Source organism: Sphingomonas elodea ATCC 31461 (assembly GCF_000226955.1).
Lineage (GTDB): Bacteria > Pseudomonadota > Alphaproteobacteria > Sphingomonadales > Sphingomonadaceae > Sphingomonas > Sphingomonas elodea.
Map to the genome: position 1 here is coordinate 44,998 of NZ_AGFU01000003.1, position 14,885 is coordinate 59,882.

The following is a 14,885-nucleotide window of genomic DNA, read 5'->3' on the forward strand; positions in this document are numbered from 1 at the left end:
AGTGCGCCGCCAGGGAGACCATAGAATGAGTATCGATTTCCTTCCGCCCGACGTGGACGAGCTGACGCCGAAGATCGCCGTGATCGGCGTGGGCGGGGCGGGCGGCAATGCCATCGCCAACATGATCCGCGCGGAGGTGCAGGGGGTCGAGTTCCTGGTCGCCAACACCGATGCGCAGGCGCTGAAGCAGTCGGTTGCGCCGCAGCGCATTCAGCTGGGCGCGAAGATCACGCAGGGCCTGGGCGCGGGCTCGCGGCCCGAAATCGGCCGTGCGGCGGCCGAGGAGACGATCGAGCAGGTCCAGCAGTCGCTCGAAGGCGCGCACATGTGCTTCATCGCCGCCGGCATGGGCGGCGGCACCGGCACGGGTGCGGCACCGGTGATCGCCAAGGCGGCGCGCGACATGGGCATCCTGACGGTGGGCGTCGTCACCAAGCCGTTCGCCTTCGAAGGCAAGCGCCGCGCGCAATCGGCCGAGGCGGGCATCGAGGAACTGCAGAAGTACGTCGACACCCTGATCGTCATCCCCAACCAGAATCTCTTCCTGATCGCCAATGCGAACACGACCTTCAAGGAAGCGTTCGAGATGGCCGACGAGGTGCTGCAGCAGGGTGTGCGCGGCATCACCGACCTGATGGTGATGCCCGGCCTGATCAACCTCGACTTCGCCGACGTCCGTTCGGTGATGCAGGAGATGGGCAAGGCGATGATGGGCACCGGCGAGGCGGACGGCGACGACCGCGCGCTGATCGCCGCCCAGAAGGCGATCGCCAACCCGCTGCTGGACGGCGTGAGCATGAACGGCGCCAAGGGCGTGATCGTCTCGATCACCGGCGGCGAGGACATGCGCCTGCTCGAGGTGGACGAGGCCGCGAACCATATCCGCGAACTGGTCGATCCGGACGCGAACATCATCTGGGGTTCGGCGTTCAACCCGGAGCTGGAAGGCCGCATCCGCGTGTCGGTGGTCGCCACCGGCATCGACGCGAATGTCGAGAACCGCCCGGCCGCCCCGGCCGAACAGCCGCGCGTCTTCTCCTTCTCCACCCCGCGCCGCACCACCGCGGCGACGTCCGCGCCGGAGCCGGTTGCCGCGCCCGCGCCGATCGCCGCTGCGCCCGAGCCGGTCGCGCCGCCGCCCGTGATCGAGGAAGCGCCGGCGCCGGTCATCGCCGCGCCCGAGCCCGTTGCGACCGCGCCCGTTCCTGAGCCGACCCCACCGGCCCCGCCGTCGGACGAGCTGCTGCTCGGCACCGAGGCGCTGGTCCCGACGCCTGCGCCTACCCCGGCGCCCGCGCCCGCACCGGAGGCCCCGGCCGGCCGTCGTCGCTGGCTGACCGGCGGTGACGAGGACACGGATAGCCGTCCGCGCCCCAAGACCGGCGGCACGCTGTTCGAGCGCATGGCCTCGGCCTCGCGCGGCAGCAAGCCGGCCGAGGAAGAGGACAAGGATCCGTTGGATATCCCGCGCTTCCTGCGCAGCCAGAACAACCAGTAAGATCGGCGCACGGGTGGCACGGTTCGCCGGCCACCCGTCGCTTTTTCAGCGGCGGTTCAGCGCCGCTGTGCCAGCAATGTGGCCAGCATGATCAGCAAGAAACATCTCGGCATCGGCGCGCTCGCGTCGGCGCTTCTCCTTGGCGCGTCTCCGGCGCTGGCGCAGGGCGAAGTCGTCCAAGCGCATAACCCGGATGCGGATGCGCTCGCCACGCAGATGCGGGTGCTCGCCGAGAATCCGCGCGACGTGGAGGCGCTGCTGGCGGCGGCGCGGCTGAGCACGCGGCTGGGCGACCTGTCCGGCGCGCTGGCGCTGCTCCAGCGGGCCGAGAGCACCGAGCCGAGCAACCCGCGCATCGCCAGCAATCGCGCCGCGGTGCTGGTGCGGCAGGAGCGCCCCGGCGAGGCGCTGCGGCTGTTCCAGCGGGCGGAAGCGCAGGGCGTCGATGTACGCGAGTTCGCCGCCGATCGCGGCTTCGCTTATGACCTGCTTGGCCAGCCGCTGCTTGCCCAGCGCGACTACAAGCTGGCGCTGGCAACCCGGCGCGAGGACGAACTGGTGCGACGCTATGCGCTGTCGCTCGGCATCAGCGGCAACCGCGTCGAGGCGGAGCGCGAGCTGGATGCGCTGCTGCGCGCGCAGGACCGTCCGGCATGGCGCGCGCGCGCCTTCATCCTGGCGATGAACGGTGATCTGGCGGGTGCGGAGAAGATTGCCGACACGATGATGCCCGGAGCGGCGGGCAAGAATTTGCTGCCCTTCTTCCGCCGCATGGCGATGCTGCCGCCCGCCGATCGCGCCTTCGCCGTCCATTTCGGCGGGCTTTCGCCTACGCCGGCGCGGCTTGCCGATGCGCGGCTGGCGCCGTCGCTGCCCGCCTATAGCGGTCCGCTGCCGGTGCAGATGGCGCAGGCCCAGCCGGTAAAGTCCGCAGCCGTCCCGGTTCGCGAGGATCCGCGTGCCCGGCCCACGCTGCCCACCCCGACCCCCGCGCCGGCGCAGGTGGCGCGCGCCGATGTGGCGCCGCTTGCCCGACCGGTGACGAGCGCGGCCATGCCGGTAACGCCCGCTTCGCCTGTCGCACGCCCCGCGCCGCAGCCGGCGCCGGTGCAGCCCGCGCCGCAGCCGCGGCGGGTAGGTGCCGAGGATTCGGCACTCGCCTCGATCATCGCCCGGGTCGACGTGCCGGCGAGCGAGCGCGAGGCGGCGGCCAAGCCGGTGGCGCTTCCGCCCTGGATCGATACCTATCGTGCCCGTCCCAAGCCCCAGCCCCAGCCCCAACCCAAGCCGGTGGAGGAAGAAGCGGCGGCGCTTGCCAAGCCTCTGCTCAAGAAAGCTGCGAAGATCGAGGACGCAGCGGACGCCAAACCTGCCAAGGCACCACTAAAGAAGGGGGCGAAGCCGGAGGACGAGGCCGATACGAAGCTCGCCAAGGTGCCGCCGAAAAAGGGCGCCAAGGCCGAGGAAGAGGCCGACGTCAAGCCCGGCAAGTCTTGCAAGCCCGGGGCCAGGAAGGGCCAGTGCGAGGAACTCGCCGGCGCCAAGACCGCCAAGGGCAAGAAGGGCGAGCCGAAAAAGCCCGATCCGAAGAAGACCGATCCCGAGCGGGTCTGGGTGCAGGTGGCGAGCGGCGCGAACGAATCGACCGTCGACCGCGCCTGGAAGAGCGTCGCGGCCAAGTCGCCCAAGCTGCTCAGGGCGCGGGGCGGCTGGTGGATGCCGTTCAAGGCGACCAATCGCATCGTCACCGGCCCGTTCAAGACCAGCGCCGAGGCGCAGGCCTTCGTCAACAAGCTGGCGGGGGAGGGCGTCTCCGCCTTCGCCGTGACCAGCGAGGCCGGTCAGAAGGTGACCAAGATCGTACCCTGACCCTTCGACATGGGCGGCAGGCTCGGCTAGGGGCGGGCGCGTGAAACAGCTTTCCTCCTGGGCCTGTATGCCCGGCGATACCCGCGGCCGCCTGCATCCCGAAGCGGGCGGAGGCGCGCGCGGTCCCCGCGACGCGTTCCAGCGTGACCGCGATCGCATCATCCACTCGATCAGCTTCCGTCGCCTGCGCCACAAGACGCAGGTGTTTCTGGCGCCCGATGGCGACCATTTCCGCGTGCGGCTTACCCACAGCCTGGAAGTCGCTCAGATCGGCCGCGCCATCGCCCGCGCGTTGGGGCTGAACGAGGACCTGACCGAGGCGCTGTGCCTCGCCCATGACATCGGCCATCCGCCGTTCGGCCATGCCGGCGAGGATGCGCTGGAGGCGGCGCTGGCGGGGAAGGGGGGCTTCGACCATAACGGCCAGACGCTGCGCACGCTGACCCTGCTCGACAGTCCCTACCCGTCGTGGAACGGGCTGAACCTTACCTGGGACACGCTGGAAGGGCTGGCCAAGCACAATGGGCCGATCCACGAGCCGCAATGGGCGCTGGCCGCCGCCGACGCGGAATTCCCGCTGGAGCTGGACAGCTGGCCCTCGCTGGAGGCGCAGGTCGCGGCGATCGCCGACGACATCGCCTATGACAATCACGACATCGACGATGGCCTGCGCGCCGGGCTGCTGACGCTCGATCAGATCATGGCGGTGCCGATGATCGCGTCGGCATGGGCCGACGTGGAGGCGCGCTTCCCCGGCGTGAGCGCCAAGCGGCTGACCGGCGAGCTGATCCGTTCGCAGATCGGATCGATGGTCAACGACTTCATTGCCGAGACCAAGGCACGGATCGTCGAGTCCGGCGTGGAGACTGCCGAGGACGTGCGGCGCGCGGGGCGCTGTCTGGCTGGGTTCTCGCCCGCGATGCGAGATGCCGAGCGCGGGCTGAAGCGGTTCATGTATGCGAACCTCTACCACCATCCCAGCCAACTGGCGGCGGCCGACTCGGCGCAGCAGGTGGTGTCGGGGCTGTTCTCGGCCTATGTGGCCGATCCGGCGCTGCTGCCGTGGGAGTGGCGCGAGGCGCTTCCGGGCGACGAGCCGTGGCGCAGCCGCCACATCGCCGACTTCATCGCCGGCATGACCGACCGTTATGCGATCGCTCGCTACCGCGAACTGTGCGGGACGATCGACCTTCCCGAGGAGTTCTAATCCTCCCCCGCGGGGGAGGATTAGAACCTGGGACTTGTCTCAGAACGCGGCGCTCAGGGAGAACACGACCTGGCTGCCGGAGATGCTCGATCCGTCCTTGGTGCTCGAGAAGTTGGGGAGCAGGTACGCGCTTTCGCGCTTGGTGATGCTGGTATCGACATAGGCGACGCCGAGCACTACCTTGCCGAGCGCCAGGTCGGCGCCAATCAGCCAGTCGGCGTAGCTGCCGGTCGGCGCGACGCTCGTGCCGTTGGGGCCGAGGCCCGGGTTGCCGTCCGAATAGCCGAGATGCGCCTTGAGCGTGATCGGCGTCTTCGGCACCGCGGTGCTCACATCGGTCCACAGATAGAGATTGTGCTTCTTGTCGCCGGCCTTGCTCTCGGGCGTGTTGCTCCAGTTGCCGAGTGCCTGCTGCGGCGGGGCATAGGCGACGCCGGCCAGCGCCGAGACGGGGCCGATGCTGCCGCTGACTTTCGCGTAGGGCTCGGCGAAGTCGGTCTTGGAGGCGCCGCCCGGATACATGTACCAGGTGACGCCCACGTCGAGCGCGGCGCCGCCGCCGATCGGCAGCTTGTACCCGCCTACCAGATCCAGCTCCATGTTGGAGCCGCCGAACGTACCCCAGCCGGCAAGGTTGGAGCCCCAGACCGAGGCGTAGAGGCCGCTTTCATGCGTGGCGGTAAGACCACCCTGCACGGCCATTTCCTTGTCGCTCTGCGAGACCCCGCGGAAACGATAGTCGGATACGAGCGCGACGCTGCCGGAAACAGTGATCGACTTGGGCGCCTCGGTTTCCTGCGCGAAAGCGGGAGAGGACAGGCCGAGCAGGGCTGCGGCGACAAGACGGGTCTTCATGGAACATTCCCTCTCGGTTGCGAGTGAAAGTCCCAGCCTGCGGCGGTGCAGCGAGCAGTTCTCAATGGACTACCCTGCCGTTCCGAAAATCATCTTCGCGGTGCAGCATGGCCATTTCTTGGCAAAAATGTAAGAAAGTGTTGCTGGCCTCTGCCGCGGTGGTGCGACATGTTTCGTTACAGCGGCGCAAGTCTGAGGAAAAAGCGGGCGGGTAGGGATCGCGGCAGGAGAGATGCCGCAACCATAAGGACCGCCGCCGTGAAGCTTGCCACCATTGCGATGCTTTCAGCGACGCTGATCGCCGCACCGGCTGCGGCGCAGTCGCTCCACGAGACCCATGAACGGGTGTGGGCGCCGGCGGGCAAGAACCAGGTCGTTGCTTGGCGGATGAAGGGCCACAAGGTCGAAGCCGCCCAGGCGCATCACCAGGCCGGCAAGCACCAGCACCTTCGGGTCCACAAGGCGCCGACCGACGAAGCGCGCCGCAGCGGCAGCGCGATCACGGGCGCCAGCGACTAACCTTTTTCAGTTTCCGTCCCCCCAGAACGGAAAACCCCGCGGTTGCCTAGGCAGCCGCGGGGTCCTTCATTTCCGGGGAGCCGGTGGGGCGTCGCTCAGCGCGACGCGACCTGCACCTTGGTCGCCTTGGGCACGCGGAACGACACGCGGGTACCGGCGGCATTGCCGTCGACCCAGCCGTTGCGGACGACGAGGTGGAACTTCTGGTTGCCGGGCTTGGCGACGCCGTCCAGCACCCGCGCATCGCCCTTCGGCGTCGAGGTGTAGACATAGGTCACGCCGTCACGGGTGAAGCTGCGGGTGGCGGCTTCGTCGGCGGCGAAAGCGGGAGCGGCAGCGAACAGGGTAGCGGCAAGGGCGATGGTGAAACGGGTCACGATCTTTCTCCTTCGTGGGTCCAAAAGAGCCAGATCGGCATCCTTCTTATGTTCTTACGATCTTTGTAGACAAAATGTTGCGCTGCAGCAGATTCGACAATCGCAAAAGCCGGGGGTCATGCATGCACGTTTTGCAAGTGTAACGGCGTGGGACGAGCCGTTGGCGGATGCGACGAAGCGTTGCCGCTGGCAAACTTCTGCGACAGCTGGGGCGTAGAAGCACCTCCATCCCAGCGGAGGTTTCGCCGATGGCGGACAAGAGTATCGCGTTGAACCGCTTTGGCCTGGGCGCCCGCCCCGGTGAGGACCCCGGCGGCGATCCGCGCGCCTGGCTCGATCAGCAGCTTGCCCGCTACGTCGCCGCGCCGCCGGTGCTGGCGGGGCAGCCGGCGAGCGGCACGCTCGTCGCGGCGTTTGCCGACTATCGCGAGCGGTTCGTGCAGCTGAAGCGCGCTGCCGGGCCGCCGCCCGCTCCCCCGAGCGCAATGGCGCCGCCGCCGATGGTGCAGGCCGGTGATGATCCGGTCGACGCGCTGCGCAGGCAGTTCAACCAGCAGAGCCGCGACCTGTACAACGGCGCGGTCACCGCCCGCGCGCTCGCCGCGATTCAGTCGCCTGCGCCCTTCGCCGAGCGGCTCGTGCACTTCTGGGCCAATCACTTCGCCGTCTCGGGCGACAAGATGGAGGTGACCAACCTCGCCGGGGCGTTCGAGTTCGAGGCGATCCGCCCGCATGTGATGGGCAGCTTCCGCGACATGCTGTTCGCGGTCGAGCGCCACCCGGCGATGCTGCTCTTTCTCGACCAGGCGGTATCGGTGGGGCCGAACAGCCCGCTGGCGGTGCGCGCGGGCAATCGCCCCAATGCACGCCGCAACCTGGGCCTCAACGAGAACCTCGCCCGCGAGATTCTGGAACTGCACACGCTGGGCGTGCGCACCGGCTACAGCCAGGCCGACGTCACCGAGTTCGCGCGGGCGATGACCGGCTGGACCGTCGCGGGCTTCGGTCGCGGGCCGGTGGCGAAGTTCACCGGCGCCACCGGGCGGCAGGGCGACTTCGTCTTCGCCGAGGCGATGCACGAGCCGGGCTCCCGTACGATTCTCGGCAGGCAGTGGAGCCAGCAGGGCGAGGCGCAGGCGGCCGCGGTGCTCGACCATCTCGCCACCCATCCGGCGACCGCGAGGCACATCGCCACCAAGCTCGCCCGCCACTTTGCCGGTGACGATCCGCCGCCCAAGCTGGTCGCGCGGCTGGAGGCGAATTTCCGCAAGACCGGGGGCGATCTGCCCAGCCTCTACCGCGCCCTTATCGCCGCCCCCGAATGCTGGACGCCCGGGGCGGTCAAGTTCAAGTCGCCCTGGGAATGGTCGATCTCCGCCATGCGCGCGGTCGGCACCGAACAGTTGCAGCCGAATGCGGTGCCGGGGTTGATGGTCCAGCTTGGCCAGCCGGTATGGAAGCCGGGCTCGCCGGCGGGGTGGGATGATGTCGCCGGGGCGTGGGCCGGGCCCGATGCGGTGCTGCGCCGGGTCGAGGCTGCCGAGCGGATGGCCCAGCGCACCCGCGACCAGATCGATCCGCGCGCCCGCGCCGCGGAGATGTTCCCCGATGCGCTCAGCCCCACAACGGCCCAGGCGATCGCGCGGGCGGAAAGCAACAGCCAGGGGGTCGCGCTCATGCTGGTCGCGCCCGAGTTCCTGCGGAGATAGGGTCATGATGCTGCATCGTCGTCAATTGCTCGCCGCCGGCGCCACCGCGTTGCTCGTCTCGCCGCTGGGCGGGCGCATGGCCCTTGCCGCCGCGCCGACCGAGCGCCGCTTCGTCTTCATCATTCAGCGGGGGGCGGCCGACGGTCTCGGCATCGTAGCCCCGGTGGGCGACCCGGCCTATGCCGGCGCGCGCGGCGACCTTGCCGGCGATTTCGCCAGCGCCCCCAGGCTGGACGACATGTTTGCGCTGCACCCGGCGATGGCGAGCACGCTCGGGCTCTACCAGGCCAAGCAGGCGCTGTTCGTCCATGCTGTCGCCTCGCCCTATCGCGACCGCTCGCATTTCGACGGGCAGAACGTGCTCGAGACCGGCGGCGTCTCGGCCTATCAGCTCAAGGACGGCTGGATGAACCGGCTGCTGCGGCTGCTGCCCGCCGGGGACAAGGCGATCGCGCTCGCCGCGACCGTGCCGATGGCGCTGCGCGGCCCGGTGGAGGTGGCGAGCTATGCGCCCTCCTCGCTGCCCGACGCCTCGGACGACCTGCTCGCGCGGGTGACCGCGATGTACGAAGGCGACCGCCAACTCCACCCGCTCTGGCAGGAGGCGATGGCAACGCGGATGCTAACCGGCGACCTCGGCAGCGACGGCGGCAAGCGCGCCGCGGACACCGGCACGCTGGCGGCCAAGCTGCTTGTCGCCCCCGGCGGCGCGCGGATCGCGATGATCGAGACCGGCGGCTGGGACACGCATTCGGGCCAGCGCGGGCGGCTGGGCAATCAGCTCAAGGGCCTCGACGCGATGGTCGCCGCGCTCAAGACCGGGCTGGGGGCGCATTGGGACAATACGCTGGTGGTAGTGGCGACCGAGTTCGGCCGGACGGTGAAGGCCAACGGCACCGGCGGCACCGATCACGGCACCGGATCGGTCGCGATGCTGCTCGGCGGCGCGGTGCAGGGCGGCCGGGTCCAGGCCGACTGGCCGGGGCTGGGCGACGCGGCGCTGTATGAGGGGCGCGATCTGAAGCCAACGACCGCGCTGGATGTGCTGATTGCGAGCGCGGTTTCGCGGCATTTCGGGCTGGCCCCGGCGGGGACGGCGAAGGCGCTGTTCCCGGCGATGACCATGGCGGCGGGGATGGAGGGGTTGGTGCGGGGGTAGGGGCTATTGTGCCTATGCAGCGGCGACGGTGTCTGTACGACGGAATTGCTTGCGGTAGAGGTTCGGCGGGATCCCGAGCTGCGCCGTGAAGTGCAGTCGCAGGTTGGTCGCCGTTCCAAGGCCTGTCCGTTCGGCGATACGCTCCATCGGCTGGCTCGTGGTTTCGAGAAGGTCGCGGGCCAGCGCGATCCGCTGCTTGATAAGCCACGCCATCGGGCTGTCTCCAATTTCCTCCTGAAAACGTCGTGCCAGTGTCCGCTCGCTCATGGCTGCGACCCGCGCCATCTGTCCGATCGTCCAGGATCGGCTGGGATCGCGTCGCAACTGGTCGAGAAGGCTCTGGAGCGGGCTGTTCGGGCTTGTAAGGACCGGGCGCTCGATGAACTGCGCCTGGCCGCCGCTGCGGTGCGACGCAACCACCAGTCGTCGCGCCACGCTGTTGGCGGCGTCCGGTCCGAAGTCGAGGCGGACCAGATGGAGCAGAAGGTCGATCCCCGCCGCCGAACCTGCGGAGGTGAAAACACGATCGTCGCCGGCATAGAGCGTGTCGGCATCGACGAGAACCGCCGGATGCCTGGCCTGCAGCCGGTCGGCATATCGCCAGTGCGTCGTCGCACGGCGGCCGTCGAGCAGCCCGGTTGCCGCGAGCAGGAACGCCCCAGAACAAATCGATACCAGCCGGGCACCGCGCCGATGGGCGGCAATCAGGGTGTCCAGCAGGTCGCGCGACGGGGCCTCGCCGTCGGCGCGCCAGCCAGGGATGACGATTGTTCCGGCGGCGGCCAGCGTCTCCAGCCCCGTGTCGACCTGCACCGACAAGCCTGCATTGGTCGAGAGCCTGCCCGGGCGTTCGGTGCAGGTCGCAAAGCGATACCAGTCCGCGCCCATCTCGGGCCGGGCAAGTCCGAAAATCTCGGCGGTGATGCCGAATTCGAACGTGCAGAGGCCGTCATAGGCGAGCGCGACGACCAGGCGGTTGGGTGCGGTACCGGGTGGCATGATACTTACGATAAACGGCAATTCTGCCGATAGCCACCCCAGGGTATCTGCGACACAAGGCGGCCTCATCCACAGGAGAACGCCATGTCTAACCCGGTCACCAGCATTGCCGCCGCGCCGTCGCCCCAGGCCGAAGCGCATTTTTCCGACAGCTTCCGCTTCGAGACCGATTGCTGGGACGTGCACGATGCTCTGTCCCGCCCGGAGCCCGGTTTCGTGCTCCTCGACGTGCGCGGGCCGGAGATGTTCGCGAAAGGGCATGTGCCCGGGGCGATCAACCTTCCGCACGGCAAGATCATTGCGTCCAAGCTGGCGCACTGGCCGGCCGACACGCTGTTCGTGACCTACTGCGCCGGGCCGCACTGCAACGGCGCCGCGCGGGGGGCGTTGCGGCTGGCGAGGCTGTCGCGGCCGGTGAAGATCATGACCGGCGGGATCACCGGCTGGATCGACGAAGGCTTCGCGCTGGAAAGCGGCCAGTCCGATGCCTGAACGCGGCGGCGCGACGCAAGTGGGCGGGGTGCAGATTCGGCCCGCCCGCGGATGCGACGCAGCGGCGATGCGGCCCTTGATCGAGCGCCATGCCGCCTATGAAGGCGGTGTGGCGACGGTCGCCATCGACGCGCTCCGATCCGCGCTGGACCAGCGACCGCCGCTGCTGCTGGCCTGGATTGCGGAACAGGACCATGTGCCGATCGGCTATGCCGCCGCAACGCTCGACTTCTCGACCTGGGCGTGCCGGCGCTTCCTGCACCTCGACTGCCTGTTCGTCGATGCCCAGGCGCGCGGCGCGGGAGTTGGATCGGCGCTGCTGGAGACGGTGCGTCGTCATGCGCGGCAGCTTGGCGTCGACGAACTGCAATGGCAAACCCCGGACTGGAACGCACAGGCGATACGCTTCTATCGCCGCGAAGGCGCGACGGCCCTGCCGAAGATGCGATTCCGCCTCCGCGCGGACCAGCTTGGCGAAACCGCAGGCCTTGCCGTCCCGCCCCCACACTCCCAATAGGGATGACGGCGCCACGCCACTGCGCTACAGCCGCCGCTCCCATTCCCCATTGGATTGCTCAATGACGCTCTATGCTCGTTTCGCCGCGCATCTGAATCTGGCCCTGGATGCGCTCGTCCTCGCCGGCGATCTGCCCGGCGGGCTGGAGCGACGCGCGATCACGGTCGAGCCGCCGCGCGATCCGAGCCATGGCGATCTCGCCACCAATGCCGCGATGGTGCTCGCCAAGCCCGCCGGCACCAATCCGCGCGCGCTTGCCGAGAAGCTGGTCGCCGAGCTGCAGAAGCTGGACGAGGTCGCCGCCGTGTCGGTCGCCGGCCCCGGCTTCATCAACCTGACGCTGACCGAGGACAGCTGGCGCGGCGAAGTCGCCGCGATCCTGCAGGCGGGTGCCGATTATGGCCGCTCGTCGCTGGGCGCGGGGACGACGGTCAATATCGAATATGTCTCGGCCAACCCGACCGGTCCCATGCACATGGGCCATTGCCGCGGCGCGGTGGTGGGCGATGCGCTGGCGAGCCTGCTCGAATATGTCGGCCACAAGGTGATCCGCGAATATTATGTCAACGATGCGGGCGGCCAGGTCGACGTGCTCGCCCGCTCGGCGCACTTACGCTACCGCGAGGCGCTGGGCGCGACGATCGAGATCCCCGAAGGGCTCTATCCGGGCGACTATCTGAAGCCGGTCGGGGCGCAGCTCGCCGCCGAGTTCGGTGACAAGTACGTGTCCGCGCCCGAGAGCGACTGGCTGGCGCTGTTCCGCAAGACCGCGGTCGCGGCGATGCTCGTCATGATCAAGGACGATCTGGCGCTGCTCGGCATCCATCACGACCTGTTCTCGTCCGAGGCCGAGCTGCAGGCAGCCGGCAAGCCCGAGCAAGCCGAGGCATGGCTGCGCGAGCGTGGCCTCGTCTATGACGGCGTGCTGGAAGCCCCCAAGGGCGAGACGCCCGAGGATTGGGAGCCGGTGGAGCTGCCGCTGTTCCGCTCGACCCAGTTCGGCGATGATCAGGATCGCCCGATCAAGAAGTCGAACGGCCAGTGGACCTATTTCGGCGCCGATCTCGCCTATCACTTCCAGAAGGCGCAGTCGGCCGACCAGCTGATCGACATCTGGGGCGCCGACCATGCCGGCACGGTGAAGCGGATCGTCGCGGCGGTGCAGGCGCTGACCGGGGGCAAGACCCGCTTCGACGTCAAGCTGGTCCAGATGGTCCGCCTGCTGCGCGCCGGCGAGCCGGTGAAGATGTCCAAGCGCGCGGGCAATTTCGTGACGCTCGCGGATGTGGTGCGCGAAGTGGGCAAGGACGTGGTGCGCTTCACCATGCTCACCCGCAAGGCCGATGCCCAGATGGACTTCGACTTCGCCAAGGTGCTGGAGACGTCCAAGGAAAACCCGGTCTTCTACGTGCAATACGCCCATGCCCGCGTCGCATCGGTGCATCGCCGCGCGGCCGAGGCGGGGATCAGCCTGGACGAGCCCGCGGACCTGTCGCTGCTCGACGGCCGCGAGCTGGCCGTGGCCAAGCTCGCCGCGCAGTTCCCGCGCGTGGTGGAAGCGGCGGCGAGCGCCCGCGAACCGCACCGGATCGCCTTCTATCTCTATGATCTCGCGGCCGAGTTCCATGCGCTCTACAATCTAGGCAACGACTCTGCCGATCGGCGTTTCCTGATGGTCGAGCAGCCGGCGCTCACCCGCGCGCGGCTGTTCCTCGGCCGCTCGATCCAGCAGGTCATCCGCAACGGCCTCGCGCTGATGGGCGTGGAGGCGGTCGAGGAGATGTGAGGGCGATGGCCGGCCGGTACGATGACAGCGAGCGGCTCCCCTGGCTGGAGACCGTGGAGGAGGCCTATGAGGAGCCGCGGCAGGGCCGCGTGTTCGTCACGGTGCTGCTCGCGCTGCTCGTGCTGGGAGCGGCGGGCGGCGTTTATTACTGGCTCAAGCACCGGGCGTCGCGCGACGGCGATGGCGCGCTGATCGCGGCGCCGGCCGAGCCGTACAAGGTGCGGCCGGATCAGCCGGGTGGGATGCGCGTGGACGGGGAAGGCGACATCGTCTTCCGCACCAGCCAGGGCGGGCCGAGCGACGCCGGCATCAATGTCGGCGCGTTGCCGGAGGCGCCGGTGGAGGGGCAGAAGCCGCAGAAGAGTCCGGCCAATGCGCCCAAGGCGAGCAGCAGCGCGACGATCGCGCTGCCGGCGCCGACGCTGATCCGCGCAACGCCGAGCCCCAAGCCAGTGGCCAGCGGCGGCGGTGAAGGATCGGGCGCGCTGGTGCAGCTCGGCGCCTTCCCCAGCGAGGGCGTCGCCAATGCGGCCTGGGCGCGGATGTCCAAGCGGTTCGCCTATCTGGCCCCGCTCGGCAAGCTGGTGATCCCCTTCGCCACCGAGGACGGCAAGACCGTCTATCGCCTGCGCGTCAACGCCGGCAGCAACGGGCAGGCGCGCGAGATCTGCGGCAAGCTGAAGGTGGCTGGCGAGAACTGCTTCGTCGCGAGCTGAAGGGGCTTGCGGGGAGGGCCCAATCGGCTAGGCCTGCCGCGCATGAAGCCCGTGATCTTCGGCCTGTCCGGCCCTTCGCTCACCGACGACGAACGCGCCTTTTTCCGTGAGGCCGATCCGCTCGGCTACATCCTGTTCAAGCGCAACTGCGTGGATCCCGCGCAGATGCGCGCGCTTACTGACGCGCTTCGGAGCTTGAGCGGGCGGGGCGACCTGCCGATCCTGATCGATCAGGAAGGCGGCCGCGTGGCGCGGATGCAGCCGCCGGTCTGGCCGGCTTTTCCCGCCGGCGCGGCGTTCGATGCATTGTACGAGCGCGCGCCGATCTCCGCGATCGAGGCGGCGCGGGCGAACGGCCAGGCGCTTGCCGCCATCCTGCGCGAGGCGGGGGTGACGGTGGACTGTGCGCCGCTGCTCGACGTGGCCGTAGAGGGCGGCACGCCTGCGATCGGCGACCGGGCGTTCGGGCGCGATCCGATGCGGGTGGCGGCGCTGGGCCGGGCACTGCTCGACGGGCTGCATCGCGGCGGCGTGGTGGGCGTGATCAAGCATATGCCGGGGCATGGCCGGGCGATGGTCGACAGCCATCTCGAACTGCCGCGGGTGAAGGCGAGCGCGGAGGAACTGGAGGCCGACCTGCTGCCGTTCCAGCGGCTTGCCTCCGCGCCGATGGGCATGACCGCGCATATCGTGTTCGAGGCATGGGATGCCGAACAGCCCGCGACGCTCTCGCCGACGGTCATCCGCGAGATCATCCGGGGCAAGATTGGTTTTGACGGGCTGCTGTTCACCGACGATATCGACATGAAGGCGCTTTCGGGCACCGCTGGCGAAAAGGCCGAGCGGGCGCTGGCGGCGGGCTGCGACGTGGTGCTCGATTGCTGGGCGCGGATGCCGGAGATGGAGGAGATCGTATCCCGCATCCCGGACGCGCCGGCGCATTGCCTGGAGCGGCTGGCGCGGGCGATGGCGTCGGTGGGCGAGGCGGAGGACGTGCCGCTTGCCGAGCTGCTGGCCAAGCGGGATGCACTGCTGGCGTTGAGCTGACCTCACTTAAGCCCCTCCTCCTTGGAGGAGGGGTTGGGGTGGAGGGATTCCAGAACGTTCGTTTGTCTCTGCGAGACACCGCCCCACCCCGACCCCGCATCAGGTGAACAGCGCCCCGCGCTGTTCAGGCGCTGC

The 14,885-nt window shown here is 69.0% G+C and carries 14 protein-coding genes; 11 read left to right on the forward strand and 3 right to left on the reverse strand.

Features of this window, described 5'->3' with window-relative positions; all coding sequences use genetic code 11:
* Nucleotides 1-25: 25 nt before the first annotated feature.
* The 3 genes from ftsZ to KK7_RS0101440 all read left to right on the forward strand — a co-directional run bounded on the left by ftsZ (nt 26) and on the right by KK7_RS0101440 (nt 4,574).
* Complete coding sequence (gene ftsZ, locus KK7_RS0101430) at nt 26-1,498, forward strand: cell division protein FtsZ (RefSeq protein ID WP_010542868.1); 1,473 nt, start codon at nt 26-28, stop codon at nt 1,496-1,498.
* Nucleotides 1,499-1,585: 87 nt separating this feature from the next.
* Nucleotides 1,586-3,367, forward strand: a complete 1,782-nt coding sequence (locus tag KK7_RS0101435; protein ID WP_010542869.1) for an SPOR domain-containing protein — start codon at nt 1,586-1,588, stop codon at nt 3,365-3,367.
* A gap of 40 nt (nt 3,368-3,407) precedes the next feature.
* Nucleotides 3,408-4,574: a deoxyguanosinetriphosphate triphosphohydrolase gene (locus KK7_RS0101440; RefSeq protein WP_083836018.1), complete on the forward strand. Its 1,167-nt coding sequence runs from the start codon at nt 3,408-3,410 to the stop codon at nt 4,572-4,574.
* Between the two features lie 39 nt (nt 4,575-4,613).
* On the opposite strand, the gene KK7_RS0101445 is transcribed toward KK7_RS0101440, so the two are convergent.
* Nucleotides 4,614-5,429: a TorF family putative porin gene (locus KK7_RS0101445; protein WP_010542871.1), complete on the reverse strand. Its 816-nt coding sequence runs from the start codon at nt 5,427-5,429 to the stop codon at nt 4,614-4,616.
* 258 nt (nt 5,430-5,687) lie between these two features.
* Here KK7_RS0101445 and KK7_RS0101450 point away from each other — a divergent pair, with 258 nt between their 5' ends.
* The gene (locus tag KK7_RS0101450; RefSeq protein WP_010542872.1) at nt 5,688-5,948 is read left to right on the forward strand and encodes a hypothetical protein; all 261 of its coding nucleotides are present in this window, start codon (nt 5,688-5,690) and stop codon (nt 5,946-5,948) included.
* Nucleotides 5,949-6,043: 95 nt separating this feature from the next.
* Here KK7_RS0101450 and KK7_RS0101455 read toward each other — a convergent pair whose 3' ends face one another.
* Nucleotides 6,044-6,325, reverse strand: a complete 282-nt coding sequence (locus tag KK7_RS0101455) for a hypothetical protein (protein WP_010542873.1) — start codon at nt 6,323-6,325, stop codon at nt 6,044-6,046.
* Nucleotides 6,326-6,573: 248 nt separating this feature from the next.
* On the opposite strand from KK7_RS0101455, the gene KK7_RS0101460 reads away from it, so the two are divergent.
* Together KK7_RS0101460 and KK7_RS0101465 are read left to right on the forward strand one after the other, a co-directional pair.
* Complete coding sequence (locus KK7_RS0101460) at nt 6,574-8,034, forward strand: DUF1800 domain-containing protein (RefSeq protein ID WP_010542874.1); 1,461 nt, start codon at nt 6,574-6,576, stop codon at nt 8,032-8,034.
* A 7-nt stretch (nt 8,035-8,041) separates the two neighbouring features.
* On the forward strand, nt 8,042-9,193 hold the full coding sequence (locus tag KK7_RS0101465; RefSeq protein ID WP_029622604.1) for a DUF1501 domain-containing protein: 1,152 nt from the start codon (nt 8,042-8,044) through the stop codon (nt 9,191-9,193).
* Nucleotides 9,194-9,205: 12 nt separating this feature from the next.
* On the opposite strand, the gene ftrA is transcribed toward KK7_RS0101465, so the two are convergent.
* Entirely contained in the window at nt 9,206-10,192 is a 987-nt protein-coding gene (gene ftrA, locus KK7_RS0101470; protein ID WP_010542876.1) for a transcriptional regulator FtrA, read from the reverse strand.
* An 84-nt stretch (nt 10,193-10,276) separates the two neighbouring features.
* Between ftrA and KK7_RS0101475 the strand changes: the two genes are divergently transcribed.
* The 5 genes from KK7_RS0101475 to nagZ all read left to right on the forward strand — a co-directional run bounded on the left by KK7_RS0101475 (nt 10,277) and on the right by nagZ (nt 14,750).
* Nucleotides 10,277-10,684: a rhodanese-like domain-containing protein gene (locus KK7_RS0101475; RefSeq protein ID WP_010542877.1), complete on the forward strand. Its 408-nt coding sequence runs from the start codon at nt 10,277-10,279 to the stop codon at nt 10,682-10,684.
* Nucleotides 10,677-11,201, forward strand: a complete 525-nt coding sequence (locus KK7_RS19880; protein WP_010542878.1) for a GNAT family N-acetyltransferase — start codon at nt 10,677-10,679, stop codon at nt 11,199-11,201. Before KK7_RS0101475 ends, KK7_RS19880 begins: the two co-directional genes overlap by 8 nt.
* Nucleotides 11,202-11,262: 61 nt before the next feature.
* Nucleotides 11,263-12,987: an arginine--tRNA ligase gene (gene argS, locus KK7_RS0101485; RefSeq protein ID WP_010542879.1), complete on the forward strand. Its 1,725-nt coding sequence runs from the start codon at nt 11,263-11,265 to the stop codon at nt 12,985-12,987.
* Between the two features lie 5 nt (nt 12,988-12,992).
* Nucleotides 12,993-13,703, forward strand: a complete 711-nt coding sequence (locus tag KK7_RS0101490) for an SPOR domain-containing protein (RefSeq protein WP_010542880.1) — start codon at nt 12,993-12,995, stop codon at nt 13,701-13,703.
* 42 nt (nt 13,704-13,745) lie between these two features.
* Nucleotides 13,746-14,750, forward strand: coding sequence for a beta-N-acetylhexosaminidase (nagZ, locus tag KK7_RS0101495; RefSeq protein WP_010542881.1), 1,005 nt, complete (start codon nt 13,746-13,748; stop codon nt 14,748-14,750).
* Nucleotides 14,751-14,885: the final 135 nt, after the last annotated feature.